A 25928-nucleotide genomic window follows, 5' to 3' on the forward strand; every position below is an offset into this window, starting at 1 on the left:
TACCATGACGCCGGACCTTCTCTCCAGCCTTTCGCTCTCGACGCCGGAGCTGATCCTCGCCATCGGCGCGCTGGCGCTTCTGATGGTGGGCGCCTATTCGCGCTCCAACAACACCACGACTGTGACCGGCCTCGCGGTCGCGGTGCTGGTCGTCGCCGGTCTGTGGCTGGCTTCCTCCGGAGGTGCGGGTGCTGCCTATGGCAGCGCCTTCGTTCAGGATTCCTTCGGCCGCTTCATGAAGATGCTGGCGCTGATCGGTTCGGCCGTCACACTGATCATGTCGATGCGGTTTGCCAGGCAGGAGCATTTCGACAAATTCGAATATCCGGTGCTGATCGTGCTCTGCACGCTCGGCATGATGCTGATGATCTCGGCCAACGGCATGATCGGGCTCTATCTCGGCCTCGAGCTGCAGTCGCTGGCGATCTATGTACTGGCGGCGATCAACCGCGACAATGTCCGCTYGACCGAGGCAGGCCTGAAGTACTTCGTCCTCGGTGCGCTGTCGTCGGGCATGCTGCTCTACGGCATCTCGCTGGTCTACGGTTACACTGGCAACACCGGCTTCCACGAGATCGCGGCGGCGCTGGGCGGCGGCGAGCGGCAGCTCGGCCTCGTCTTCGGCCTGGTCTTCGTGCTGGCCGGCCTCGCCTTCAAGATCTCGGCGGTGCCTTTCCATATGTGGACGCCGGACGTCTATGAAGGCGCGCCGACGCCGATCACAGCTTTCCTGGCAGCCGCGCCGAAGATGGCGGCGATGGCGTTGATCGTGCGCGTCACCATGGGCGCCTTCAAGCCGATTGCCGCCGACTGGCAGCAGATCGTCGTTTTCATCTCCATCGCCTCGATGGCGCTCGGCGCCTTCGCCGCAATCGGCCAGACCAATATCAAGCGCCTGATGGCCTATTCCTCGATCGGCCATATGGGCTACGCCCTGGTCGGCCTTGCCGCCAACAGCCAGGCCGGCGTGCGTGGTGTCGCCATCTACATGCTGATCTACCTGGTGATGACGCTCGGCACCTTCGCCTTCATCCTCGCCATGCGGCGCAAGGAAGGTAATGTCGAGYAGATCGGCGATCTCGCCGGGCTTGCCTCGACCAACCCGATCATGGCCACCATCCTCACCATCCTGATGTTCTCGCTGGCCGGCATTCCGCCGCTCGCGGGCTTCTGGGGGAAGTGGTACGTGTTCCTGGCCGCCATCAACGCGCATCTCTACGCGCTGGCGATCATCGGCGTGCTGGCCTCGGTGGTGGGCGCATACTATTACCTGCGCATCATCAAAATCATGTGGTTCGACGAGCCGGTCGGCGGGTTCGTGCCGATGGCCAGCGAACTGCGCCTCGTGCTCGGCGTCAGCGGCGCCTTCGTGCTGTTCTACGTGCTGATCGGCGGGCCGATCGGCAACTATGCCGAAGCCGCCGCTAAAACTTTCTTCTGATAGGATGGCATTTCGGCTGGCTCCAACCGCGGCATCGGAGGGGTTCCGGCTCGAGGCCCATGACAGCGTCGGCTCGACCAACGCGCTGGCACTCGACCATGCGCGGGCCGGCGATCCGGGAAAACTCTGGATCGTCTCGAAGAAGCAGGAAAGCGGGCGCGGGCGACGTGGCCGCGCTTGGGCGACACCCGAAGGCAATCTGGCGGCGACGCTGCTCCTGCTTCCCGGCGGCGAGTTGCGGCTTGCCGCGACGCTCGGCTTCGTCGCCGGGCTTGCTCTCGGGGACGCACTCGATGCCGTCGTTCCGCAAGGCCGGATCGCCGTTGGCCTGGGCGCCAGCGAGGGCCGCAACCGCTTCGAGCTGAAATGGCCGAACGACGTGCTCGCCTCGGGCGCCAAGCTTGCCGGCATCCTGCTGGAATCGACACTGCTCGAAGGCGGCCGTTTCGCGGTTGCCGTCGGCATCGGCGTCAATGTCGTCGCTTACCCCGAGGATTTGCCTTATCCGGCGACGTCGCTGCAGGCGCTCGGCGCCAATTGCGATGCCGAGACGCTGTTCCTCGCGCTGTCGGATGCCTGGAGTGAGAATGCTAGGCTGTGGGACAATGGGCGCGGGCTCTCCGCCATCAGGAGGCGTTGGCTGGCGCGCGCGGCCGGCCTTGGCAGCGAGGTTGCTGTCAGAATTGACGGCAATGTGGTGCGCGGCGTCTTTGAGACCATTGACGAGGACTGCCGTTTCGTGATCCGCGACGGTAACGGATCGGTTCTGACGATCGCGGCCGGCGACGTGYATTTCGGCGCGGTCGCGTCGGCGCGGGAATAGTTTTGTTTTAGCGCAATTCCGGACGGAAAACCGTGACACGCTTTTCCTGGAATTGCGCTAGTGGCTTGGCCTGACGGCCAGGAAGGAAAGAATGCATGGCGAATACTGAAAACGCCGAGCTCGTCTTCGCGCCGCTCGGCGGCGTCGGCGAGATCGGCATGAACTTCGCCCTCTACGGCTACGGGCCGGCGGACGCGCGCGAATGGATTATTGTCGATGTCGGCGTCACGTTTCCCGATACCGCGCATCCCGGCGTCGATCTCATCCTGCCCGACACGCGCTTCATCGAGGAAAACGTCGAAGGCCTGCGCGGCATCGTCATCACGCATGCGCATGAGGACCATTACGGCGCGCTGCTCGATGTCTGGCCGAAGCTCAAGGTGCCGGTCTGGATGACACCGTTCACTGCCGGCCTGCTGGAGGCCAAGCGGCAGGGCGAACAGAATGCGCCGAAGATCCCGGCAACGGTCTATCGGGCGGGCGAGAGGTTCACGATCGGACCTTTCGAGATCGAGGCCATCCCGGTGGCGCACTCCATCCCGGAGCCGATGTCGCTGGCGATCACCACGCCTGCCGGCACGGTGATCCACACCGGCGACTGGAAGATCGATCCGGCGCCGACCATAGGTCCGAAAACCGACGAGGCGCGCTTCCGCGCCTATGGCGACAAAGGCGTGCTGGCGCTGATCTGCGATTCCACCAATGCGCTGAGGGAGGGCGACTCGCCGTCGGAAGTGGCGGTGGGCGAGGGCCTCAAGGGCGTCATCGAGAACGCCAAGGGCCGGGTCGCGGTCACCACCTTCTCCTCCAACGTCGGGCGCATCATTTCGATCGCCAAGGCCGCGCGCGACGCCGGCCGGCAGTGCCTCGTGCTCGGCCGTTCACTGAAGCGCGTCATCGATGTCGCGACCGAGCTCGGCTATATGGACGGCCTGCCGGAATTCATCGCCGAGGAGGATTACGGCTATATCCCGCGCGAGAACCTGGTGGTCATCTGCACCGGCAGCCAGGGCGAGCCGCTCGCGGCGCTGGCAAAGCTCTCGCGCGACGAGATGAAGTCGGTGGCGCTGACCGCCGGCGACACGGTGGTGTTTTCCTCGCGCACAATTCCCGGCAACGAGAAGGCGATCCTCGAGATCAAGAACCGGCTGATCGACCTCGGGATGAAGATCGTCGAGGATGGCGATGCGCTGGTGCATGTCTCCGGCCATCCGCGCCGCAGCGAGCTGCGCAAGATGTATGAATGGGTGCGGCCGCAGATCGGCGTGCCGGTGCATGGCGAGGCGGCGCATCTGGTGGCGCAAGGCTCGCTGATGTCGATGTCGGGCATCGGCCAGGTGGCGCAGGTGCGCGACGGCGACATGCTCAGGCTCTGGCCGGGGCCGGCGACGATCATCGACCAGGTGCCGTTCGGCCGCCTCTACAAGGACGGGTTCCTGATCGGCACCGACCAGGCGATGGGTATTCGCGACCGGCGCAAGCTGTCCTATGCCGGGCATGTCGCGGTCAATGTCGTGCTCGACGAGAAATACGAGCTCGCCGGCGATCCCGACCTGGTGGCGATCGGCGTCGCCGAGGCCGATGCCAGCGGCGAGACGTTGGAAGACCTGATGCTCGATGCGGCAATCGGCGCGGTGGACTCCATCCCCCGCCAGCGCCGAAAAGACCTCGACCTTGTGCAGGAAGCGGTGCGCCGTGCCGTGCGCGGCGCCGCCAACGAAGCCTGGGGCAAGAAGCCGCTGGTGACTGTATTTGTCACCAGGTGAGGCAGTAGGAGATAGGCAGTAGGCAGTAGGGAAAAGGCGATAGGTTTGTAGCTCGCCAACCTTGTTCTTCCCTAATGCCTAATGCCTACTGCCTTGAGGAAATGACAATGCTCGGACGCTTGAATCATGTCGCGCTTGCCGTGCCGGACCTGGCAGCGGCGACGGCCGCTTATCGCGATACGCTGGGCGCCAGGCTCAGCCAGCCGCAGGCGCTGCCGGAACATGGCGTGACGGTGGTGTTCGTCGATGTCGGCAACACCAAGATCGAGCTGCTGGAGCCGCTGGGCGCCGCTTCGCCGATCGCCGCATTCCTCGAGAAGAACCCGTCGGGCGGGATGCACCATGTCTGCTACGAGGTCGACGATATTCTCGCTGCGCGCGACCGTCTCAAGGCGAGCGGCGCGCGCGTGCTTGGCGACGGCAATCCCAAGACTGGCGCGCACGGCAAGCCGGTGCTGTTCCTGCATCCCAAGGACTTCTTCGGCACGCTGGTCGAACTGGAGCAGRCATGAACTGGGTATCTTTTGTCGCGCTGTTCTTCGTCACCTGGTGGCTGGTGCTGTTTGCCGTGCTGCCGTTCAGCCTGCGCACGCAGGACGATGACCATGACGTGACGCTCGGCACGGTTCCGAGCGCACCGCGCGGGCCGCATATGCTGCGCGCGGCGATCCGAACCACGATCGTCACCGCGATCGTGATCGGCATTTTCTACGGCCTGACGAGGGGGCTGGGGCTGGGTTTCGACAATATCCCGCACATCGTGCCGGACTTTAGTCATAGCGGCAGCCRCTAAGGTCCCGCACAGTTTTCGCAAGTATTGATCAGAAGACGCGCGTCCTGGTTGAAATCGGAAGCCGGCTTCCGACTTCAACAGCTGACGCGCCATGATGCTGTTTGACAGGTCGCCGTGCTAAGCAGATGATTGCACAAAAAAAATGCAAGGCACGAGGCCTTGCAATTTAAACGCGTCCGATCCGTTTCCGGTGTCCGGCGGCAGCGAGTAACCGCGCCTAGATCGCATCCTCCCAAGACTTTGACCGCGTAGGAGAGCAGATTTTTCTCCGCCCTCTCGGTTATCGGCGCACACTAGACCAAGGCAGGTGAAAATGTCACGAAGAATTTTGCCTCCAAACGGGYAATATCGTGCTGCACTGCACAATAGTGCGGCATGGCTTGCTTGTGAATCGATCAAAAAGCCATAAGCGGCACTTCGGCGGCCGATTACGCTTTTGGTCATGTGCAGAAGGCCTCAACACTTTGGAGCGCTCGGGTTTCCATTCCGTCATGAAATGGCTATGAAGCCCGGGCAAGCAGCCTCGGTTTCGCCGATTCCCGCGCTGCCATCCTCATTTGTGGACCGTTCCATGCGTTTGTCGCGCTACTTCCTGCCCATTCTCAAAGAAAACCCTCGCGAGGCTGAAATCGTCTCGCATCGGCTGATGCTGCGCGCCGGCATGATCCGCCAGCAGGGGCAGGGCAGCTTCTCCTGGCTGCCGCTCGGCAAGCGCGTGCTGGACAAGGTCTGCCAGATCGTTCGCGAGGAGCAGAACCGGGCGGGCGCGCTGGAAATCCTGATGCCGACCGTCCAGTCGGCCGACCTGTGGCGCGAAAGCGGCCGCTACGACGACTACGGCAAGGAGATGCTGCGCATCAAGGACCGGCAGGAGCGCGACATGCTCTACGGCCCCACCAATGAGGAGGTGGTGACCGAGATTTTCCGCGCCTATGTCAAATCCTACAAGGACCTGCCGCTCAACCTCTACCATATCCAGTGGAAGTATCGCGACGAGGTGAGGCCGCGTTTCGGCGTGATGCGCAGCCGCGAGTTCCTGATGAAGGACGCCTATTCCTTCGACCTCGATTATGAGGGCGCCAAGGCCGCCTACAACCGCATGTTTGTCTCCTATCTCAGGACGTTCACGCGCATGGGGCTGCAGGCCATTCCGATGCGCGCCGACACCGGCCCGATCGGCGGCGACCTCAGCCATGAGTTCATCATCCTGGCCGAAACCGGCGAGAGCCAGGTGTTCTGCGACCGCGAATACCTGTCGCTGGCGGTGCCGGGGGAGGACACTAACTTCTCCAACGATGCCGAGATCGGCGACATCGTGAAGGATTGGACGACGCCTTACRCCGCCACCGACGAAATGCACGACGAGGCGGCCTGGGCCAAGGTACCGGAAGGCGACCGACTCTCCGCGCGCGGCATCGAGGTCGGCCACATCTTCCACTTCGGCGAGAAGTACTCCAAGCCGATGAACGCCAAGGTGACCGGTCCTGACGGCAAGGATCATTTCGTCTCGGGCGGTTCCTACGGCATCGGCCCGACGCGACTGATCGCAGCGATCATCGAGGCCAGTCACGACGAGAACGGCATCATCTGGCCGGAATCGGTGGCTCCGTTCGACATCGGCCTGATCAACATGAAGGTCGGTGACGCCGAATGCGATCGCGTCTGCGACGAGCTCTACGCGGAGCTGACCGCAGCCGGCAAGGATGTGCTCTATGACGACACCGACCAACGACCGGGCGGCAAGTTCGCCACAGCCGACCTGATCGGCCTGCCGTGGCAGGTGATCGTCGGCCCGCGCGGCGTGGCTGGCGGCGAAGTCGAGATCAAGAACCGCAGGAGCGGCGAGCGCGAGACGCTGCCGATCGCGGAAGCCAAGAAGCGCCTGGGTATCGCCAGATGAGCAAGGCGGCAGCAGCCAGATCACCAGCCGGCGCCTTTTCAGGCTTCGAGCGCATGGTGGCGTGGCGCTACCTGCGTTCCCGGCGCAAGGAGACGGTGATCTCGGTGATCGCCTCGATCTCCTTCCTCGGCATCATGCTGGGCGTCGCCACGCTGATCGTCGTCATGGCAGTGATGAACGGCTTCCGCGCCGAGCTGCTCACCCRCATCCTCGGCGTCAACGGCCATCTGATCGTCCAGCCGCTCGATTCGCCGCTGGAGGACTATGCGCAGGTTGCGAGCCGCATCAACGGCGTTTCCGGCGTCAAGTACGCCATCCCGCTGATCGACGGACAGGTGCTGGCGCAAGGCAATGTCGGCGGCGGCACCGGCGCGCTGGTGCGCGGCATCCGCGGCGAGGACCTCGGCAAGATCTCCATCGTATCCAGCAATATCAAGCAGGGCACGCTCGACGGCTTCGACACCGGCGATGGCGTGGCGATCGGCAAGCGCATGGCCGAGAATCTCGGGCTGGTGCTCGGCGACACCATCACGCTGATCTCGCCGGAAGGCGACGTCACCCCGCTCGGCACGACGCCGCGCATGAAGGGCTACAAGGTGGCGGCGATCTTCGAGGTCGGCATGTCGGAATATGACAGCTCGATCGTCTACATGCCGTTCTCGGAAGCGCAGCGCTATTTCAACATGGACGGGCGGGCGCAGACCATCGAGATCTATGTCRACAATCCCGACAATGTCGATGCGTTGAAGCCAAAGGTCGAGCAGGCGGCGCAGCGACCGATCGAGCTGGTCGACTGGCGCCAGCGCAACGAGACCTTCTTCTCGGCGCTCCAGGTCGAGCGCAACGTCATGTTCATGATCCTGACGCTGATCGTGCTGGTGGCGGCGCTCAACATCATCTCCGGCCTCGTCATGCTGGTGAAGGACAAGGGCCACGACATCGCCATCCTGCGCACCATGGGCGCCTCGCGCGGCGCGATCCTGCGCATCTTCCTGATGACCGGGGCCGCGATCGGCGTCACCGGCACCATCGCCGGCGTGCTGCTCGGCGTCGTCATCTGCCTCAACATCGAATCGATCCGCCAGTTCTTCTCCTGGATGACCGGCAGGATCCTGTTCAATCCCGAGCTCTATTTTCTCAGCCAGCTGCCGGCGAAGATGGACCCGCGCGAGACCACCTATGTCGTCATTATGGCGCTCAGCCTGTCCTTCCTGGCGACGGTGTTTCCGGCCTGGAGGGCAGCCCGGCTCGATCCGGTCGAAGCTCTGAGGTACGAGTGATGGCCGAAGCCATTATCGAGCTGAAGGGTGTCGAGCGGCACTATGTCCAGGGGCCGCGCAAGCTCACCATTTTGAACGGCGCCGACTTTTCGCTTCGGCGCGGCGAGATGGTGGCGCTGGTGGCGCCGTCGGGCACCGGCAAGTCGACACTGCTGCATACGGCCGGACTGCTCGAGCGGCCCGACGCTGGCGACGTGATCCTTGGCGGCCGCGCCTGCGGCCGGCTCTCCGACGACGAGCRCACCGCCATCCGACGCAACGATGTCGGCTTCGTCTATCAGTTCCATCATCTGCTGCCGGAGTTCTCGGCTCTCGAGAACATCATGATGCCGCAGCTGATCAAGGGGCTCGCCCGCAAGGAAGCATCCGAGCGGGCGGCGCAACTGCTCGACTACATGCAGATCGGCAAGCGCGCGCATCACCGGCCGTCCGAGCTTTCAGGCGGCGAGCAGCAGCGTGTCGCCATCGCTCGCGCGGTCGCCAATGCGCCGCTGGTGCTTCTGGCCGACGAGCCGACCGGCAATCTCGATCCGGCGACCGCTTCTTACGTCTTCGATGCGCTTGAAGCGTTGGTCCGGCAATCAGGGCTAGCGGCGCTGATCGCCACCCACAATCATGAACTGGCCGCCCGCATGGACCGGCGCGTGACGCTGGCCGAGGGCAAGGTGGTGCCCTTCGAGGCGCATTAAAATTCCGATGAGGCCGGCCTGCGAAGGCGGCTTTCTGCGCCTCCGGTTCTGCGGCGCGGTGAATTTCTATTGAATAGCCTTCGTGGATTGTTTTTCGTCCCACTTACGCATCAGCTCGCGGATCGCTGCTGTGTTCTCCTCGAGCGCCTTGGTGTTGGCAATCGATTCCTCCCTCGCCTTGGTCCATCTCTCGATGAAGTCTTGATACCGCCTTCTTCCTCGAGCCGTCGCGGCCCAATAGAGCCCGCCGAAAATTACAAGCAACGCTCCCATCCATACGAAACCGTATAACTCTGCCATCGACTTCCCCCAAAGCCAAAAGGCTCCCTTTGTATTGTGGCGCCATCGGCACCTGTCAACGTTGCAGTTGACCCTGGGGAGGGCAATGAAGCCCGGTTAACCCTTCACTAACCGTGCCAAATTCGTGACCAAGCTCCATACCCCGACGATCGTTGACATTCGAACAAAATTAGAACAAATTACGAACATACTAACAACAGGAGAGAGTTATGGCCGATCTGGTTCAGGATGTCGTCTCGCTGGTCTGCATGAGTACCTTCCTCATTTCCATGGCGATCTGGATTGGCGCCATGTGAGCAGGCGGCTCGCAGCCGCCGTTTTCGGGCGGGCAAAGGGTCCGCCTTGGGACGGGCGGGTGCCCGCCCATTGTTAAGCCTTTCTTGGCCGCGCCGCCGTTAGGCTCGCTCCCAAAGACAGGGAGCAAGGCCGGTGTCGGTCATCGTCACGATCATCCTCGTGGCCGGAAATCTCGGACTGATCTTTCTCTTGATGACGGTGCCGCTCGGGCTGCGCACGGTCAGGGTCAGCCGCGTGATCAAAGCCGACCGGAAGCGCCTCTGGCAGGCGCTGTGGCCGTTCGGCAGCGATGCCGGGTGGTCGGGTGAAATCGTCTGCGCCGAACCCCTCGACGGCGAGGGGACGGCGCTGATCAAACTGTCCTGGGAAGGGCGGGACGGTCGGCCGATCGAACGCAAGGCGCGTTTCGATGATGTGGCGGAAGGCAGCTGCTTCTCGATGCGCGTCATAGACGACACGGCGCTCGATCCATCATTCTGGGCCGACTATCGCGAAACCGCGGAGCTTGTGCCGGACGGCGATGCGACGCGGGTCACGCTTACGCAAACCGATCGCTATCGCGGGTTCGCATTCCTGATCTTCCGCTACTTCGCCATGCGCCGCGAACTCGGCAAGCTGCAGGTGTGGGCGACAACCGGAAAGTACCGCAAGGGCGGCTGGTTCGAGCATCCGGTGAGCCAAATCGGCTTCGCGCTGGTTTCGGCCTTCATCCTGTGGCCGTTCTTCGGGCTCAATCTCGGCGGGCTGGCGCTGGCCGCGATCCTGACCTCAGTGGTGGCGCTGCACGAGCTCGGCCATATGGCGGCGTTCCGCCTGGCGGGTCATCGCCGGGCGCGGATGATCTTCATCCCGCTGCTTGGCGGCATCGCGATCGGCGGCAGGCCCTACGACAGCCGGTTCGAGGTCGCCTTCGTGGCGCTGATGGGAGCCGGCTTTTCAGCCTTCCTGGTGCCTCTCCTGATCGCCGCCAGCGGCTTTGCCAACGGTGAGGGACATCGCCTGGCTGCAACGCTGCTGGCGACGCTTGCCGGCTGCGCGGCGCTGTTCAACATCGCCAATCTGGTGCCGGTGTGGAAGTTCGACGGCGGCCAGGTGCTGCGCCAGATCTGCCCGGGGCCGATCGCACTCGCTCTTGCCTCCTTCCTGCTGCTGTCGGCCCTGCTGGCGCTCGGCTGGCGTGCCGGTTTCTCGCCGAGATTCCTGCTTGTCGCAGGTGCGGTGTTCTCGATGCTTAGCCTGTTCACCGTCGGAAGCGGCGTGAGGCCGCGTCACGAACTGAAGCCGATCCACGCCTTCGACCGCCTGGCCGTCGCCGGCGCGCTGCTCGCGGTCTTTGCCATCCACGGCTACGGTGTGCTCTGGGCCGCCGCGCAGCTGATGTAGGGTGTGCTGAGATTCAGGTGATGCCGGCCTGCAAACGCTGGGTTCCTGCGCTTCGGTGCTCACGTACTTTAAGTACGCTCCGCTCCGGTTCTCGGAGCCCCAACGTTTCGACACGGCCTGACCTGAATCTCAGCAAACCCTGGTCGGGGTTCATCCGGCCTTTCGCGCCGGTTCCGCCAACGGCATGGCGGCAGGTCCGAACACGTCCTCGAAGGCGGATTTCAGCGCGAGATCGAGGTCGGCCATGGTGACGGGCAAGCCGAGATCGACGAGGCTGGTGACGCCGTGGTCCGAGACGCCRCATGGCACGATGCCACCGAAATGGGCGAGGTCCGGCTCGACATTGATGGCGATGCCGTGAAAGCTCACCCAGCGCCTGAGCCTGATGCCTATGGCCGCGATCTTGTCCTCGGCCGGTGTGCCATCCGGCAGGGCAGGGCGATCCGGCCGCACCACCCAGACGCCGACGCGATCCTCGCGCCGCTCGCCGCGCACATTGAAGGCGGCGAGCGTGCCGATGATCCATTGCTCGAGCGCGGYCACGAAAGCCCGGACATCCTCGCGCCGCCGCTTGAGGTCGAGCATCACATAGGCCACGCGCTGTCCGGGGCCGTGATAGGTGTATTCGCCGCCGCGGCCGGCGGCAAAGACCGGGAACCGGTCGGGCTCGATCAGGTCCTCGATTCGCGCGCTGGTGCCGGCGGTGTAGAGCGGCGGGTGCTCGACCAGCCAGACCATCTCGCCTGCGGCGCCGCTGCGGATCGCCTCGGCGCGCGCCTCCATGAAGGCGAGCGCATCAGGGTATGCCGTGAGGCCGGGCTCGATCACCCATTCGACCGGCGCCGAACCGGGAAGGGGCAGGAACAACGTAGCGATCTGGCTGCGTTCTGTCATGGCGCGTCTCTTCTGAGGCGCGCCGGACCGGACTTCGAATCCCCGCGGGCTCAGATTTATGTTTGTGCCAGAAACCGGCCGGCGGCTTCGGGACATGCAATCGCCCTTCATATGGCGGCAATCGTCCAAAACGTCCAGTTCCGGCTACCGGCGGCGAGGCTGTGGAGCATTGTGCCGGAGCTTTGTCTGATGCATGTCGTTCTTCCAAAACCGCTGGGCGACATGCATTAGCGAATATTCCGCACGGCACCCTTGTTTCGYCGGAAACGATTTGCTACAGGCCCCGGGCCGGACGGTTCCGGCTCCTACCACGTGCGGTCGTGGCGGAATTGGTAGACGCGCAGCGTTGAGGTCGCTGTGGGGCAACCCGTGGAAGTTCGAGTCTTCTCGACCGCACCAAGTTCTCGAAAAAGTTTCTTGTGTCGAGCGGGCAGGCGAAGGCCCGCGACCGCGTGTTTTTCCAGGCCAAACAAAAGCGGCGGCCGGTCATGGGACCGCACCGCCGCCTCGAGCTTGGTTACGTGGAAGTTGCCTGATCGCGGCGTCACGCCGCCTTTTTTGTCCGCGCCAGCGTCTCGGCCACGACCTCGCCGAAGGAGGCGGGGGTGGGCACGATGACGACGCCGGCTTCTTTCAGGATCTCAACCTTCTCCTGCGCCGATTCGCCGAAGGCCGAGATGATAGCGCCGGCGTGACCCATGCGGCGGCCCTTCGGCGCCGAAAGGCCGGCGATGTAGGCGATCAGCGGCTTGCGCATATTGTCGCGTGCCCAGATCGCGGCTTCCGCCTCCTGCGGCCCGCCGATCTCGCCGATCATCACCACGGCATCGGTGTCGTCGTCCTGCTCGAACAGTTTCAGAATGTCCTTGAAGGAGGAGCCGTTGATCGGGTCGCCGCCGATGCCGACGCTGGTCGACACGCCGATGCCCAGGGCCTTCATCTGCGAGGCCGCCTCGTAGCCCAGCGTGCCGGAGCGGCCGACAATGCCGACGCGGCCGGGCAGATAGATGGAGCCGGGCATGATGCCCATCAGCGCCTGTCCGGGCGTGATGACGCCGGCGCAGTTCGGCCCGATGAGGCGCATGCGGTCCTCGAAGCGGTAGCGGCGCATGTAGCGCTTGACCTGCATCATGTCCTGCGAGGGAATGCCGTCGGTGATGCACACGCAAAGCTTGATGCCTGCGTCCGCCGCCTCCATGATCGAATCAGCGGCAAAGGGCGGCGGCACGAAGACGATGCTCGCCTCCGCGCGCGTCTCGCGCACGGCGCCCTTGACGGTGTTGAACACCGGCAGGCCGAGATGCGTCTGGCCGCCTTTGCCGGGGGTGACGCCGCCGACCAGCTTGGTGCCGTAGCGCTTCATGTCCTCGGCATGGAAGCTGCCGATCTTGCCGGTGAAGCCCTGAACGATGACGCGCGTGCTGCGGTTGAGCAGAATTGCCATTTCTTCGACCTCCCTCAGGCTGCTTTTTTGTTCTTGGCGGCCTTGCGCCAAGCGGCGACGGCCTTTTCGGCGGCTTCGGCCAGCGTGTCGGCGACGATCACCTTCTCGCCGGAATCGGCGAGGATCTTGCGCCCTTCCTCGACCTTGGTGCCGGACAGCCGCACCACCAGCGGCACGTCGACGCCGACCTCGCGGATCGCCTTGATGACGCCTTCGGCCACCCAGTCGCAACGGTTGATGCCGGCAAAGATGTTGACCAGGATGGTCTCGACATTCTTGTCGCCGAGCACGGCGCGGAAGGATTTGGCCACCCGCTCCGGCGAGGCGCCGCCGCCGATGTCCAGGAAATTGGCCGGCTCGCCGCCGGCGATCTTGATCATGTCCATCGTCGCCATGGCGAGCCCGGCGCCGTTGATGATGCAGCCGATGTTGCCGTCGAGACCGACATAGGAGAGGCCGCGGTCGCTGGCGAAAGTCTCGCGCGGGTCCTCCTGGCTCTTGTCGCGCAGTTCCGAGATTTCCGGGCGGCGAAACAGCGCGTTCTCGTCGAACGACATTTTGGCGTCGAGCGCGACGAGGTTGCCGTCGCGGGTCACCACCAGAGGATTGATCTCCAGCATCGATGCGTCGTAGTCGCGAAACACCTGGTAGCAGCCCATGATCGTTTCGGTGGCCTTGCCGATCAGGTTGCTTTCAAGCCCGAGGCCGAAGGCGATCTCGCGCGCCTGGAAGCCCTGCATGCCGACACCGGGATCGACGGTGGCGCGGATGATCGAATCCGACTGCCGCTCGGCGATCTCTTCGATCTCCATGCCCCCGGCGGCCGACGCCACGATCATGACGCGTTCTTCCTTGCGGTCGAGCACGAAGCCGAGATAGAGCTCCTGCGCGATGTTGACGGTCTCCTCGACGTAGAGGCGCGACACCAGCTTGCCGCGCGGGCCGGTCTGGTGCGTCACCAGCCTGCGCCCCAGCAGCGCTTCGGYGGCGTCRGAGACTTCCTTGTCGGAGCTGCACAGCTTGATGCCGCCGGCCTTGYCGCGCGCGCCGGAATGAACCTGCGCCTTCACCACCCATTTCGAGCCGCCGATCTCGCGCGTGCGGTAGGCGGCMTGCTCGGGGCTGTAGGCCAGCCCGCCGCGCGGCACATGCACGCCGTGGCGGGCAAGCAGTTCCTTGGCTTGGTATTCATGAATGTCCATCTTGTCCTCCCGAAAACTCAGTGCGCCTGCGCCTGGCCGGCGCGCTCGATCGCCTCGCTCACGACCAGCACGTTGCGCGCCATGCGCTCCGACGCCGCATCGATCATCTTGCCGTCGAGCGCGGCCGCACCCTTGCCGAGCGCCTCGGCTTCCTTGAGCACTTCGAGGATGCGGCGGGCGCGCGCGACCTCCTTTTCCGGCGGCGAGAACACGCTGTTGGCCAAAGCGATCTGCGAAGGGTGGATTGCCCATTTGCCCTCGATGCCGAGGGCCGCGGCGCGCCGGGCGGCCGCCAAGTAGCCTTCGGGATCGGAGAAATCGCCGAACGGCCCGTCGATGGCGCGCAGGCCGTAAGCGCGGCAGGCCACGGTCATGCGCGAGAGCGCAAAATGCCACTGGTCGCCGGGATAGTCGGGGTTCAAGCCGCCGATGTTGACGGTGCGCGCCTTATTGCTGGCGGCATAGTCGGCGACGCCGAAATGCATGGCCTCCAGCCGGCCGGGCGTGGCCGCGATCGCCTCGACATTGGCCATGCCGAGCGCGGTCTCGATCAAGGCTTCGAGGCCGACGCGGGTCTTATAGCCCTTGGCCATCTCGATCTGGTTGACCAGGGCCTCGACCATGTAGAGGTCGGCCGGCACGCCGACCTTCGGCACCAGGATCGTGTCCAGCCGGTCGCCCGCCTGTTCCATGACGTCGACGACGTCGCGGTACATGTAATGCGTATCGAGGCCGTTGATGCGCACCGAGACGGTTTTGCCCTTGGCGCGCCAGTCGATGTCGTTGAGCGCTTCGATGATATTCTTGCGGGCGCGCTCCTTGTCGGGCGGCGCGACCGCGTCCTCGATGTCGAGGAAGATGAAGTCGGCGGCGCTGTTCGCCGCCTTGTCGATCATCTCCGGGCTCGATCCCGGAACCGCCAGCTCACTGCGCTGGAGTCTCAGCTTTTTGAGGTGGTTGATGGTGTGGCTCATCGCTTGCCCCTCCTCACGCCGCCTCGGCGACCGGCACTGCGGCCGTGCGCCGGAAATGCTCGATCGCCGCCGCCACGCCGGACCCCGGCGCCAGGCGCACGCCGCAATCGAGCAGCGCCATTTCGGCCGCCGACAGCGAAGCGCAGACCATCACCTCGTTCAGCCAGCCGAGATGGCCGATGCGGAAGACCTTGCCGGCCACCTTGTTGAGGCCGCCGCCGAGCGAGGTCTGGTAGGCGCTGTAGGCGCGCTTGACGACGTTGGCGCTGTCGAGGCCTTCGGGCACCAGGATGGCGCTCACCGTATCGGAGTGCCATTGCGGCGCCTTGGCGCACAGCTTCAACCCCCAGGCGTCGACCGCCTTGCGCAYGCCTTCGGCCAGGCGATGGTGGCGGGCAAAGATGTTGTCCAGCCCTTCCTCGGCAATGAGATCGAGCGAGGCGCGCAGGCCGCGCAGCAATTGCGTGGCCGGCGTGTAGGGGAAGTAGCCGGTGTCGTTGACGCGGATCATGTCCTCGAAGGAGAAGTAGCAGCGCCGGTGGGTCGAGACCCGCGACGCGGCAAGCGCCTTCTTGCTGACCGACAGGAAGCCGAGGCCTGCGGGCAACATGAAGCCTTTCTGCGAGCCGCTGACGGCGCAGTCGACGCGCCACTCCTCCTGGCGAAAGTCGATCGAGCCGATCGACGACACGCCGTCGACGAAAAGCAGCGCCGGGTGGTTTGCCGCGTCGAGCGCGGCGCGGCAGCCGGCGACGTCGCTGGTGACGCCGGTCGCGGTCTCGTTGTGCGTGCAAAAGACCGCCTTGATGCGGTTAGCCTTGTCGGCCCGCAGCTTCTCCGCATAGAGGTCGAGCGGCACGCCCGTGCCCCATTCGCAGTCGATGACGTCGACGTCGAAGCCGAGCCGCTCGGCCATGTCCACCCACAGATGCGAGAACTGGCCGAAGCGCGACATCAGCACCCGGTCGCCGGGGCTCAGCACATTGGTCATCGCCGCTTCCCAGGCGCCGGTGCCGGACGACGGATAGATGAAGACGCGGCCGGTCTCGTTCTTGAAGACCTTCTTGATGTCCTCGAACAGCGGCAGCGTGAGGTTGGGGAAAGTGGCGGCGCGCATGTCCTCCATCGGCAGGTTCATCGCCTGCCGGACCTCTTCGGGAATATTGGTGGGGCCTGGGACGAAAAGATGCGTAAAGCCGGCCATGCGCGAACTCCTCCGATCGTTTGGGACTGTCAGGGAGTTTCGTTCGGGTGGCACGTCGCAACAACACCTTGCCGGGTAAGTTGTCGCCGCATGCGGGTAGGGCGCACCTACCCGGYTGTCCTACCCGAAAGGCGACTTGGACGTGCGGCGCTTCTCGTTCGCATAGAGCGCCACGRCCATGGCGCGGTTGCGCACGTCGAGCTTGTCGTAAAGATTCTTGAGATGGTACTTCACCGTGTTCTCCGAGATCCCGGTCCGGGTCGCGATCTGGAGATTGGTCCAGCCATCGGAAAGCACGGCAAGCAGCTCGCGCTCACGCACGGTGAGCTGCGACAGCGGCGTGTCGTTGACCTTGTTGATGTCGATGTAGGGGATGCAGATGCGCCCATGCGCGACCGCCAGGATCGTCTCGAAGATGATCTGCGGATCGTCGAACTGGAAGCAATAGCCCTGGGCGCCAAGGCGGACGCACTGCTTCAGGATGCCGACATCGTGATCGTTCGAAAAGACCGTGATGCGCACATCGAGCTTGCGGTTCTGGACTTCTGCCAGGACGTCGGCGCCGTCCATATCGGCAAGCTTCCAGCCGATCACGGCGACGTCGAACTTGGTGTCTGCCGCCAGCTCCAGGAATTGCTTGCCGCCCTGCACGGAACTCACGAGTTCGAATCGTCCGTCGCATTCCAGCATTTCGCGGAGCGCCGACACCACGAGCGGATTGCGCTCGGCGACGACAACGCGAACGCGCCGCTCGCCAACTGCCTCGTTCATATTCCCTGACTTGAGGTTCAAGGCCTGCCGATTGTCCTGTCGATCTTTGACCAGCCTGCAGGACCCTCTGGACCCGCAACATGACAATTCTGCCCCAACCGCAAAGGGGCGCTCTTTCCCGAGCGACATGCGCTGTCGCGTCGGCTGAAGGCAGATTCGCTCGCATCGCGGCTCCGGCCGCGACTACGAGGCAGGCGCATTTTGTTGGTTATTCCGCGCGTTAGAGCAACATCTTCTCAAGACGAATCCTATCGCCGCGCTATCTGGTGCTCCAGCATCGGATTTTTTCCGAATACCGGTTTCCGGTTTTCGGGGGCATGCGCTAGACCTGATTTCGTACCCTTTTCCGGATTCCTGTGGGCGGGGCCGGATTCCTGTTGGCGGAGGCGCTGGTKGAAGGCCAGGACACAGAGACGACCGGCGCCAGGGCGGCCGACGATCACCACGCCGACATCTATGGCGAGGATGGCGCCGTTCGCTCCGCGTTCCTGGCGCAGATCGGCGCGGCCATCGCCGACCGCGACACGCTGACCCTCAAGCGCGAAGTCGACGACCTGCACCAGTCCGAGCTTGGAGATTTGCTCGAGGCGCTGCATCCCGAACAGCGCCGCACCTTGGTCGAGCTGCTCGGCTCCGATTTCGATTTCTCCGCGCTGACCGAGGTCGACGAGGCGATCCGCCTCGACATCGTCGACAACCTGCCCAACGAGCAGATCGCGCAGGCGGTGCAGGAGCTCGATTCCGACGACGCCGTCTACATCCTCGAAGATCTCGACCGGGAGGACCAGGACGAGATCCTGTCGCAGCTGCCGTTTACTGAGCGCATCAGGCTGAGGCGTGCGCTCGACTATCCGGAAGAGACGGCCGGCCGGCGCATGCAGACGGAATTCGTCGCCGTGCCGCCATTCTGGACGGTCGGCCAGACCATCGACTACATGCGCGAGGACAACAATCTTCCCGACCGCTTCAGCCAGATCTTCGTCATCGACCCGAGCTTCAAGCTGGTCGGGGCCGTCGATCTCGACCAGATCCTGCGCGCCAAGCGCTCAGTCAAGGTCGAGGACATCATGCGCGAGACCCGGCACGCCATCCCGGCCACGATGGATCAGGAAGAGGCGGCGCGCGAATTCGAGCAATACAATCTGCTTTCCGCTGCCGTGGTCGACGAAAACGAGCGGCTGGTCGGGGTGCTGACCATCGACGACGTGGTCGACGTCATCCAGCAGGAGGCCGAGGAAGACCTTATGCGCATGGGCGGCGTCGGCGACGAAGAGCTGTCCGACACCGTGATCGCCACCTCGCGCTCGCGCGTGCCGTGGCTGTTTGTCAACCTGCTGACGGCGTTCCTGGCCGCATCGGTGATCGGCCTGTTCGACCGCACGATCGAGCATATCGTGGCGCTGGCGGTGCTGATGCCGATCGTCGCCGGCATGGGCGGTAATGCCGGCTCGCAGACCATGACCGTCACTGTGCGGGCGCTGGCGACCAGAGACCTCGACATCTACAACGCCGCCCGCATCATCCGCCGCGAGCTGGGCGTCGGCTTCATCAACGGCATCGTCTTTGCGGTGCTGATCGGCACGGTCGCCGGGATATGGTTCCATGACGCCAATCTTGGGGGCATCATCGCCGCGGCGATGATCATCAACATGTTCGCTGCGGCGCTCGCCGGGATTCTCATTCCGCTGGTGCTCGACCGCCTCAAGATCGATCCGGCGGTGGCCTCGGCGGTCTTCGTCACCACCGTCACCGATGTTGTCGGCTTCTTTGCCTTTCTGGGGCTTGCGACCTGGTGGTTCAGCATTCGCTAAAGCGGTAGAGCGCCGTCAATTGACTTTTACGTAAATGCCGTGCGACGCTGCCTTGGGGTCATATGCCGATTCCGGCATATAATGGGTTTGATCGGAGGAAGGGCGACGCTTCTGCGTGGCGATGCCTGGATGTTGGGCGTGGGAGYAAGAATGCGGGAATATTACACGATCACCGAACTAACGCGCGAGTTCGACGTGTCGACTCGGACGCTGCGGTTCTATGAGGACGAAGGGCTGGTGCAGCCGATCAGGCGCGGCCGCACGCGGCTGTTTCGCCCGTCCGACCGGCATCTCATCCGCCAGATCATGCGCGGAAAGCGGCTCGGCTTCTCGATCGCCGAGATCCGCGAAATCATCCAGATGTMTAAGGAGCCGCCCGGCGAGGTGGGCCAGCTCAAGCTGATGATCAGGCGCATCGAGGAAAAGCGCGAGGACCTGCGCCAGAAGCGGCGCGATCTTGAGGAAACGCTCGCGGAGCTCGATCAGGCAGAAGAGTCCTGCGTGGAGCGGCWGGCGGAGCTCGGCGTGAATACGTGAACCTTAGCGGCCGGCGATTGCAGGCTAACTATTGCAACATTCGAGATTGGCCTGAGCTGTCGAACGTCGTCATTCCAGGGTCTTCGCGCGTCGCTTCGCTCCTTGCTTCGCCCTAGGATGACGATGTCGCGGACGCCTCTGCGAAATCGCCAAGCTGTGCGATCTGCTTTCCTCAAATCCAGCGCCGCACGCGCTTGGAATAGTCGCGGTATTTCTTGCCGAATTTCGCCGCCAGTATCCTTTCCTCCTTCTCGATCGCCAGCTTCTGTGTCGCGAAGGCGGCGAGGAAGGCAAACAGCAGGAACCAGGCGATGCCGGTGATGAAAGCGGCGCCGATCAAAAGCAGCGTGTTGGCGAGATACATCGGGTTGCGGGTGATACCGAATGGCCCCGATGTCACCAGATGGTCGGGCTCGGCATTGGGATCGAGCGTCGTTTTCGCCCGCACCATGGCGCGGATGGCGGTGACCCAGAGCGCGGCGACGCCGAAAAACGCCACCCAGCCGGCGCCGACCAGGATGTCGCCGAAGATGTCGCCGATCCAGGGCAGCGGGTATAGCATGCCGAGCACGACACTGAGCGCAATCGCCACGACATAAATCACAGGCGGYCAGGGGATGATCCCATGCTTCGGCTTGGTGCCGGTCATTGTTGTCCTCCCTCCATCTTGCTTTCCGTCTCCGCAGTGCAGGTGCTCGCGAGATCGGCAAGATGCGATTTCCAGATGCTGGTCTGGTCATTGCTGTAGAGCCTTTCGAGAGACCCTTCGCCCTTCAGCGTGTCCAGCATGCAGCCACAATAGCTTGAACAGAACTTCGTGTCCCGCTGCTGCTCGCAGGAGACCTGGCAGGCTTTCAGGAAGCCGGCGTCCCTGTCTTGCGGCGGGGCGGGCATCACCTGCGAGAACAGCCAGACCGAGCCGAACAGCACTGGCTGGTGGATGAGGTAGAAGGCGAGGCTGTGCCGGCCGATGAAAGTGAGCGGATTGGTCCAGCGGCCGGGCACCCAGGTTCCCAGCCGCGCGAGAAGCCCGGATGCCGAGGCAAGCTTGGCGACTGCGATGCCGGCTAGCACCGCGCCGAACCACGGAAACAGCGGTACGTAGTCGTTGGAGCGCGGGTTGGTCGCCGACAGCCCGACCCACCACAGCGCCGGATGATCGAATATCTCCGACCGCAGATAATAGGGCGCAGCAATCACGGCCGCTGCGACAATTGCCGTCAGCAATGCCGGCAGCCTGAGGAAAGCGAGGCCAAGCAGGCTCGCCAGCGCGATCTCGTGCAGGATGCCGAAGAAAATGAAGCCGTCCGGCGTGGCGACATAGGTGACGGCCGAGATGGCGATTGCCGAAACCGCGACCATGGCAAAACGCTTCCAGAAGCCTGGCCAGCGGATCTGGCGGCCGTGCGCGAGGAACAGGCTGATACCGACGAGCAACAGGAAGGTCGAGGCGATGCAGCGCGCGTAGAGTTTCCACCAGCCGAAAGCGGTGAGGCCCGGCGCGGTGTAGCCGAAATTCTCGAGGTCCCAGGTGAAGTGGTAGCTCGCCATCGCGATCAGCGCGATGCCGCGCAGGATATCGATAGCGGCGATGCGACTGTGCTTAGGCGCGTCCTGAACGGGGTCGCTCGTGGTCTGAAGGCTCATGGTCTCGCAATCCGATTCAGTCGTGCCAAACGACTATCACGGTTCGAGCGAACAACAGAGCGAGGATTGGTCCCGGCGGCATGGCAAGTCGCTTTAGGCCAGCGGCGGAAAGCCTTTGGCCGGCTTCGCTTTTCGGCTTCTCGGAGTCGGTTTCCTGCTACCCGCCCGCCTCTGGTCCAGCCAGATTTGGCGAGCGATTCACCTTCGGAGGGCCGATGTCCGTCCATGTGCGCCATCCGATCCTGCTTCCGGCACTGCGGCCGGCCGATGCGCGCACCTTTGCCACGCTCTACGCGGTCGAATCCTTCGCCCGCGCCACCATCTCCAGCGTCATCCCGATCCAGGCCTACGAGATCCTGCACAACGAGCAGATCGTCTCGATCCTATATACTATCGTGTCGCTGCTCGGGTTGTCGGTGACGCTCTTCATGCCGATGCTGATCCGCCGCTTCGCGCGGCGCTGGGTCTATACGGGCGGCTGCCTGATGCTGGCGATCGGCTCGGTCTTCTTCGTCACCCATACACTCGCCGGGCAACTCGCCGGCATGCTCTGCCGCGTGATGGGCGCAAGCGCGCTGTCGATCACGCTCAACCTCTACATCATGGACCACATCCGCAAGACCGATTTCATGCAGGCCGAATCGCTGCGCATGGCGTGGTCTATGTTTGCCTGGACCGGCGGGCCGACGCTCGRCATTTTCCTCTACACGCGTTTCGGCATCTATACCGCGCATGGCGCGGTGGTCGCCTTCGCGCTGGCGCTGCTTGCGCTGTTCTGGACCTACCGGCTGGGCGACAACCCATCGATCCGCCCCGGCAAGAGCCGTCCCGCCAATCCACTCGCCAATATCGGCCGTTTCGTCGCCCAGCCGCGGCTGAGACTCGCCTGGCTGATCGCCTTCGGCCGCTCGTGCTTCTGGACGACCTTCTTCGTTTACGGCCCGCTGTTCATGGTGATCACCGGCGAGGGCAAGCTTGCCGGCGGGCTCCTGGTTTCGGCAGGCAACGCGCTGCTCTTCATGGCAATCTTCTGGGGCAGGGCGGGCAAGCGTTTCGGCGGCCGGCGGACCATGACCTTCGCCTATTTCGCCATGTCGGCTACGCTGCTTCTGGCGGGCGGCGTCGGCGAGGCCGCGCCGATGCTCACCGCCGCCTTCCTGCTCTGCGGCGCCTTGTTCACCATCGCGCTCGACGCGCTGGGCTCGACCGCCTTCATGCGTTCGGTGCGTTCCTATGAAAGGGCACAGATGGCGGCGGTCTACCGCACCTATCTCGACTTTTCCGAGTTGACGCCGCCGCTGGTCTATTCGGTGGTGCTCTCTTTCTTCGGCCTCGGCTCGGTGTTCGTCACACTCGGCATACTGGCGGCCTTCTGCGGCTTCTTCACCTGGCGCTATCTGCCTAAGTCGTTTTGATCGGCGATCCGGCTGGCCTTGCGCATTGTGGCGATCATGCCGGGACCTTAAGCTCGGCTCGCCATCGCCGGCAAACTCGCCGGTAGCCGAAGGTGCACCGGATGCCCGAAAGAACAATGTCGCTTACCGAGGAACTGGTCGCCCGCTGCTATCGCGCGGTCGAGGACGCCGGACCCGACCCCGACGCGCAGCATCTCTCCGACAGCGACTATGAGGACATGCTGGATGCATTCCAGGCCGAGCTTCCCGCGAGCGAACCGCTCTGGCTGTTCGGCTATGGCTCGCTGATCTGGAAGCCCGAGATCGAGCATGTCGAGGAGCGCGTCGCCGTGGCGCGCGGCTGGCATCGCTCCTTCTGCATGAAGGTGACGCGCTGGCGCGGCAGCAAAGAGAGTCCGGGACTGATGATGGCGCTCGATCGCGGCGGCCAATGCAAGGGCGTCGCCTTCCGGCTGAACGGTGGCGACCGCCGGCAGGCGCTGGACCGGCTATTCCGCCGCGAGATGACGCTGAAGCCGACCAGCTACCGGCCGCGCCTGCTGCAACTCGCAACCGACAAGGGACCGTTGCAGGCGCTGGCCTTCGTCATCAACCGCAAAGGGACGACCTATGCTGGTCCGCTCGGCGAAAGCGAAGTGGTCGAAAGGCTGGCGACCTCCTGCGGCCATTGGGGTTCAGGCGCAGACTATCTCTACAATACGGTCCGGTATCTCGAGGCGCGCGGCATCCACGACGCCCATTTGTGGCGGCTGCAGCAGCTCGTCGCGACCAGGATCGCCGGCTCATAAAGCGCGTCGCGCTGAAACGGATTCAGGCGACGCGCTTTAAGTTTTTGTTTTGATGCGTGTGGTTCTCCCAAAACCGCTGCGCACTTTTGGGCGACATGCATTGGCAACACGGCCGGTGCCGCAATCGCGCTCCGGCATGGCGGAATTTGGTTTGCCGGGCGCGGCGATTCTGCCTATAGTCGCCTGCGTCGTCGGTTCCGTTTTTGGAGCCAAGAGGGAATGCGGTGAGGGCGACTTCCTGCCCAAAGCCGTGGCTGCCCCCGCAACTGTGTGCGGTAGTCCTCCCCATAGACCACTGAGGGTTTCCCTCGGGAAGGTGGGGAAGGGCGCGAATCCGCGAGCCAGGAGACCTGCCGGCGACAGAAAAGATGACTTCTAGGCCCTCGGGTGGAGGGCGAAAGGACAAGACATGAATACCGCTTCCGTCTCGCTCGGCGCCTCCGTCTCCTCGCAGTCGCGCCTCGTGCAGCTGGCGCTGGCCGCGCTGCTCGGCGTCTTCGTCGTCGGCTTCGTCGGCTTCTCGCATATCGATGCGGTCCACAACGCCGCTCACGACTACCGTCACTCGATGGCGTTTCCCTGCCACTGAGGAAGGTCTGACATCATGAACCTGTTTCGCAACGTCGTGTTCATCGCGGCGATCGCGGGGCTTGTGGCTGGTGTGGTTCTCGCCTGCATGCAGGCCTATGCGACTGTGCCGCTGATTCTCAAAGCAGAAGTCTATGAGCAAGCGGGCGGCGGCCATCACCATGATCATGCCGCTCCCAGCAGCAGTGCGGTGAATTCGGTCGCGGCTGCGGGCAACACGATGAGCAGCGTGGCTTCACCGCCTGCCGACGCGGCCGCTCCGGCTGAGGACGAAGGCTGGGCGCCGGCCGACGGCTTCGAGCGCTTCGCCTTCAACGTGGTCGCCAACATCGTCACCGGCATAGGCTTTGGGCTGATTCTGGTCGCAGCCTCCGAATTCGCGGGCGGCATCGGCAACTGGCGCCAGGGCATATTCTGGGGCCTTGCCGGCTTTGCCGTGTTCACACTGGCGCCGGGCCTCGGCCTGCCGCCGGAACTGCCGGCGATGCCTTCGGCCGAGCTCCTGCCGCGCCAGATCTGGTGGATTTCGACAGTGGCGGCAACTGCGGTCGGCCTCGGCCTGATCGCCTTCCGCAAGTCGTTGCCGCTGGCGATCCTTGGCGTGGCGCTGATCGTGGCACCGCACATTGTCGGCGCCCCGCAGCCGGAAAGCTTCGAGACGCCCATTCCCGAAGGGTTGCACCATCAGTTCGTCGTCGCGGTGACGCTCACCGATCTGGTGTTCTGGCTGGTGCTTGGCGCGGCGGTCGGCGTGGTGCGCGGCCGCTTCACCGGCACGGCGACCAGCCTGCGCGACAGCTTTGCCTGATCGCGCCGAGGGTCGCCTGACCTTCATCCTCGGCGGCGCGCGCTCGGGCAAGAGCGCGTATGCCGAGAGCTTGGCGACGGCAAGCCCGTCGCCCTGGATCTACATCGCCACCGCGCAAGCCTATGACGACGAGATGCGCGAGCGCATCGCGCTGCATCGCTCGCGGCGCGGCGAAGGCTGGGTCACCGTCGATGCGCCACTCGATCTGGTCGGCGCGATCGAGGCCTTGCCCGACCGCCAGCCGGTGCTGATCGATTGCCTGACATTGTGGCTGACCAATCATATGCTGGCGGACCATGATCTGGAGGCCGAATGCCGTCGGCTCTCGGATATTCTGTCGCGCCCGCGCGGACCGTGGTTCGTGGTGTCGAACGAAGTCGGGCTCGGCATTGTCCCGGACAATGCGCTGGCGCGCCGGTTCCGCGACGCCGCAGGCCGTCTCAACCAGCAGGTCGCCGTTGTCGCCGACAGCGTGCTGATGATGGTGGCGGGGCTGCCGCTCAAGGTGAAATGACATGGCTGAAATCGACGAAAAGGACGCCGAACGCCATCGCGCGAAGATGGCCAAGCGCAAGGCGGTGCAGGATGCCGAAGTTGCCGGCAAGACGATCGAGAAAGGGCTGCTCATCGTCAACACCGGACCGGGCAAGGGCAAGACAACGGCTGCCTTCGGCTTGGCGCTGAGAATGTTGGGCTACGGCAAGCGCGTCGGCGTCGTCCAGTTCATCAAGGGCAGATGGCACACCGGTGAAAAGGATGCCTTCGCCGCTTTCGGCGACCGCGTCGTCTGGCACACGATGGGCGAGGGGTTCACCTGGGAGTCACAGGACCTGAAACGCGACATCGCAGCYGCGGAGGCTGCCTGGGCCAAGGCGCTCGAGTTGATGACCGATCCCTCGATCAGCCTCGTGGTGCTCGACGAACTCAATATCGCGCTTCGCTACGATTATCTCGACCTGCAAAAAGTGGTCGCGGCGCTGAAGGCGCGCCGCGAAGACCTGCATGTCATCGTCACCGGCCGCAACGCCAAGCCGCTGCTTGTCGAGGCGGCCGATCTTGTCACCGAGATGGGGCTGACCAAGCACCACTTCGCGGCCGGCGTTAAGGCGCAGCAGGGAATAGAATTCTAAAGCGCGTCGCGTTCCTTCAAGTTCGCTCCATGCGCTTTAGGTT

Annotated in this window: 26 protein-coding genes, 1 tRNA gene and 1 riboswitch; of the genes, 18 read left to right on the plus strand and 9 right to left on the minus strand. The window is 64.0% G+C overall.

All coding sequences use genetic code 11. From position 1 onward, the window contains the following. Positions 1–4 precede the first annotated feature (4 nt). The 8 genes from nuoN (at position 5) to ORS3428_RS01675 (ending at position 8692) form a co-directional block, all read left to right on the plus strand. Entirely contained in the window at positions 5–1441 is a 1437-nt protein-coding gene (nuoN, locus tag ORS3428_RS01640) for an NADH-quinone oxidoreductase subunit NuoN (protein WP_071094073.1), read from the plus strand. Positions 1442–1445: 4 nt separating this feature from the next. Continuing rightward, positions 1446–2264 (plus strand): biotin--[acetyl-CoA-carboxylase] ligase, encoded by an 819-nt coding sequence (locus ORS3428_RS01645; RefSeq protein WP_071094074.1) that lies wholly within the window; start codon positions 1446–1448, stop codon positions 2262–2264. 95 nt (positions 2265–2359) lie between these two features. Further along, positions 2360–4030, plus strand: a complete 1671-nt coding sequence (locus tag ORS3428_RS01650) for a ribonuclease J (RefSeq protein WP_071094075.1) — start codon at positions 2360–2362, stop codon at positions 4028–4030. A gap of 107 nt (positions 4031–4137) precedes the next feature. Beyond that, entirely contained in the window at positions 4138–4542 is a 405-nt protein-coding gene (gene mce / locus ORS3428_RS01655; RefSeq protein ID WP_071094212.1) for a methylmalonyl-CoA epimerase, read from the plus strand. Then, on the plus strand, positions 4539–4823 hold the full coding sequence (locus tag ORS3428_RS01660) for a DUF1467 family protein (protein ID WP_071094076.1): 285 nt from the start codon (positions 4539–4541) through the stop codon (positions 4821–4823). Before mce ends, ORS3428_RS01660 begins: the two co-directional genes overlap by 4 nt. Before the next feature lie 571 nt (positions 4824–5394). Next, complete coding sequence (gene proS / locus ORS3428_RS01665; RefSeq protein ID WP_071094213.1) at positions 5395–6723, plus strand: proline--tRNA ligase; 1329 nt, start codon at positions 5395–5397, stop codon at positions 6721–6723. After that, the gene (locus ORS3428_RS01670; RefSeq protein ID WP_071094077.1) at positions 6720–8003 is read left to right on the plus strand and encodes a lipoprotein-releasing ABC transporter permease subunit; all 1284 of its coding nucleotides are present in this window, start codon (positions 6720–6722) and stop codon (positions 8001–8003) included. The genes proS and ORS3428_RS01670 overlap by 4 nt, the downstream gene beginning before the upstream one ends. After that, positions 8003–8692, plus strand: coding sequence for an ABC transporter ATP-binding protein (locus ORS3428_RS01675; RefSeq protein WP_071094078.1), 690 nt, complete (start codon positions 8003–8005; stop codon positions 8690–8692). Before ORS3428_RS01670 ends, ORS3428_RS01675 begins: the two co-directional genes overlap by 1 nt. Positions 8693–8758: 66 nt before the next feature. Here the strand turns inward: ORS3428_RS01675 and ORS3428_RS01680 are convergent, their stop codons facing one another. Continuing rightward, the gene (locus ORS3428_RS01680; protein ID WP_071094079.1) at positions 8759–8992 is read right to left on the minus strand and encodes a hypothetical protein; all 234 of its coding nucleotides are present in this window, start codon (positions 8990–8992) and stop codon (positions 8759–8761) included. 429 nt (positions 8993–9421) lie between these two features. On the opposite strand from ORS3428_RS01680, the gene ORS3428_RS01685 reads away from it, so the two are divergent. Continuing rightward, the gene (locus tag ORS3428_RS01685; RefSeq protein WP_071094080.1) at positions 9422–10672 is read left to right on the plus strand and encodes an SRPBCC family protein; all 1251 of its coding nucleotides are present in this window, start codon (positions 9422–9424) and stop codon (positions 10670–10672) included. Between the two features lie 150 nt (positions 10673–10822). On the opposite strand, the gene lipB is transcribed toward ORS3428_RS01685, so the two are convergent. Beyond that, positions 10823–11566, minus strand: coding sequence for a lipoyl(octanoyl) transferase LipB (gene lipB / locus ORS3428_RS01690; protein WP_071094081.1), 744 nt, complete (start codon positions 11564–11566; stop codon positions 10823–10825). A gap of 314 nt (positions 11567–11880) precedes the next feature. On the opposite strand from lipB, the gene ORS3428_RS01695 reads away from it, so the two are divergent. Continuing rightward, positions 11881–11965: transfer RNA gene (locus ORS3428_RS01695), tRNA-Leu, on the plus strand. A gap of 145 nt (positions 11966–12110) precedes the next feature. On the opposite strand, the gene sucD is transcribed toward ORS3428_RS01695, so the two are convergent. The 5 genes from sucD to ORS3428_RS01720 all read right to left on the minus strand — a co-directional run bounded on the left by sucD (position 12111) and on the right by ORS3428_RS01720 (position 17161). Then, positions 12111–13010, minus strand: coding sequence for a succinate--CoA ligase subunit alpha (sucD, locus tag ORS3428_RS01700; protein WP_071094082.1), 900 nt, complete (start codon positions 13008–13010; stop codon positions 12111–12113). 14 nt (positions 13011–13024) lie between these two features. After that, positions 13025–14212 carry a malate--CoA ligase subunit beta gene (locus tag ORS3428_RS01705; RefSeq protein ID WP_071094083.1) on the minus strand — a complete coding sequence of 396 codons (1188 nt, stop codon included), beginning with the start codon at positions 14210–14212 and terminating at the stop codon, positions 13025–13027. 17 nt (positions 14213–14229) lie between these two features. Then, positions 14230–15186, minus strand: a complete 957-nt coding sequence (locus tag ORS3428_RS01710; protein WP_071094084.1) for an HpcH/HpaI aldolase/citrate lyase family protein — start codon at positions 15184–15186, stop codon at positions 14230–14232. Between the two features lie 13 nt (positions 15187–15199). Then, entirely contained in the window at positions 15200–16390 is a 1191-nt protein-coding gene (locus tag ORS3428_RS01715) for an aminotransferase class V-fold PLP-dependent enzyme (RefSeq protein ID WP_071094085.1), read from the minus strand. Between the two features lie 120 nt (positions 16391–16510). Then, the gene (locus ORS3428_RS01720) at positions 16511–17161 is read right to left on the minus strand and encodes a LuxR C-terminal-related transcriptional regulator (protein ID WP_071094086.1); all 651 of its coding nucleotides are present in this window, start codon (positions 17159–17161) and stop codon (positions 16511–16513) included. 389 nt (positions 17162–17550) lie between these two features. Between ORS3428_RS01720 and mgtE the strand changes: the two genes are divergently transcribed. Beyond that, positions 17551–18972, plus strand: a complete 1422-nt coding sequence (mgtE, locus tag ORS3428_RS01725; protein ID WP_108722950.1) for a magnesium transporter — start codon at positions 17551–17553, stop codon at positions 18970–18972. Positions 18973–19122: 150 nt separating this feature from the next. Further along, positions 19123–19509, plus strand: a complete 387-nt coding sequence (locus ORS3428_RS01730; protein ID WP_071094215.1) for a MerR family transcriptional regulator — start codon at positions 19123–19125, stop codon at positions 19507–19509. Positions 19510–19681: 172 nt separating this feature from the next. Here ORS3428_RS01730 and ORS3428_RS01735 read toward each other — a convergent pair whose 3' ends face one another. Together ORS3428_RS01735 and ORS3428_RS01740 are read right to left on the minus strand one after the other, a co-directional pair. Then, complete coding sequence (locus ORS3428_RS01735; RefSeq protein ID WP_071094087.1) at positions 19682–20158, minus strand: methyltransferase family protein; 477 nt, start codon at positions 20156–20158, stop codon at positions 19682–19684. After that, on the minus strand, positions 20155–21156 hold the full coding sequence (locus tag ORS3428_RS01740; protein WP_071094088.1) for a heparan-alpha-glucosaminide N-acetyltransferase: 1002 nt from the start codon (positions 21154–21156) through the stop codon (positions 20155–20157). The genes ORS3428_RS01735 and ORS3428_RS01740 overlap by 4 nt, the downstream gene beginning before the upstream one ends. A gap of 215 nt (positions 21157–21371) precedes the next feature. Between ORS3428_RS01740 and ORS3428_RS01745 the strand changes: the two genes are divergently transcribed. The 6 genes from ORS3428_RS01745 (at position 21372) to cobO (ending at position 25885) form a co-directional block, all read left to right on the plus strand. After that, on the plus strand, positions 21372–22571 hold the full coding sequence (locus ORS3428_RS01745; protein ID WP_071094089.1) for an MFS transporter: 1200 nt from the start codon (positions 21372–21374) through the stop codon (positions 22569–22571). A gap of 101 nt (positions 22572–22672) precedes the next feature. After that, complete coding sequence (locus ORS3428_RS01750) at positions 22673–23359, plus strand: gamma-glutamylcyclotransferase (protein ID WP_071094090.1); 687 nt, start codon at positions 22673–22675, stop codon at positions 23357–23359. 175 nt (positions 23360–23534) lie between these two features. After that, positions 23535–23731, plus strand: a riboswitch (cobalamin riboswitch). A 37-nt stretch (positions 23732–23768) separates the two neighbouring features. Further along, complete coding sequence (locus ORS3428_RS01755; protein ID WP_071094091.1) at positions 23769–23948, plus strand: CbtB domain-containing protein; 180 nt, start codon at positions 23769–23771, stop codon at positions 23946–23948. 15 nt (positions 23949–23963) lie between these two features. Further along, positions 23964–24755, plus strand: coding sequence for a CbtA family protein (locus ORS3428_RS01760; protein ID WP_071094092.1), 792 nt, complete (start codon positions 23964–23966; stop codon positions 24753–24755). Beyond that, a complete protein-coding gene (gene cobU / locus ORS3428_RS01765) occupies positions 24748–25269 on the plus strand; it encodes a bifunctional adenosylcobinamide kinase/adenosylcobinamide-phosphate guanylyltransferase (protein ID WP_071094093.1) in 522 nt (173 codons plus the stop codon). Before ORS3428_RS01760 ends, cobU begins: the two co-directional genes overlap by 8 nt. 1 nt (position 25270) lies before the next feature. Beyond that, positions 25271–25885, plus strand: coding sequence for a cob(I)yrinic acid a,c-diamide adenosyltransferase (gene cobO / locus ORS3428_RS01770; RefSeq protein WP_071094094.1), 615 nt, complete (start codon positions 25271–25273; stop codon positions 25883–25885). Positions 25886–25928 lie beyond the last annotated feature (43 nt).

The organism is Mesorhizobium sp. ORS 3428, assembly GCF_001854785.1.
Taxonomy (GTDB): Bacteria; Pseudomonadota; Alphaproteobacteria; order Rhizobiales; family Rhizobiaceae; genus Mesorhizobium.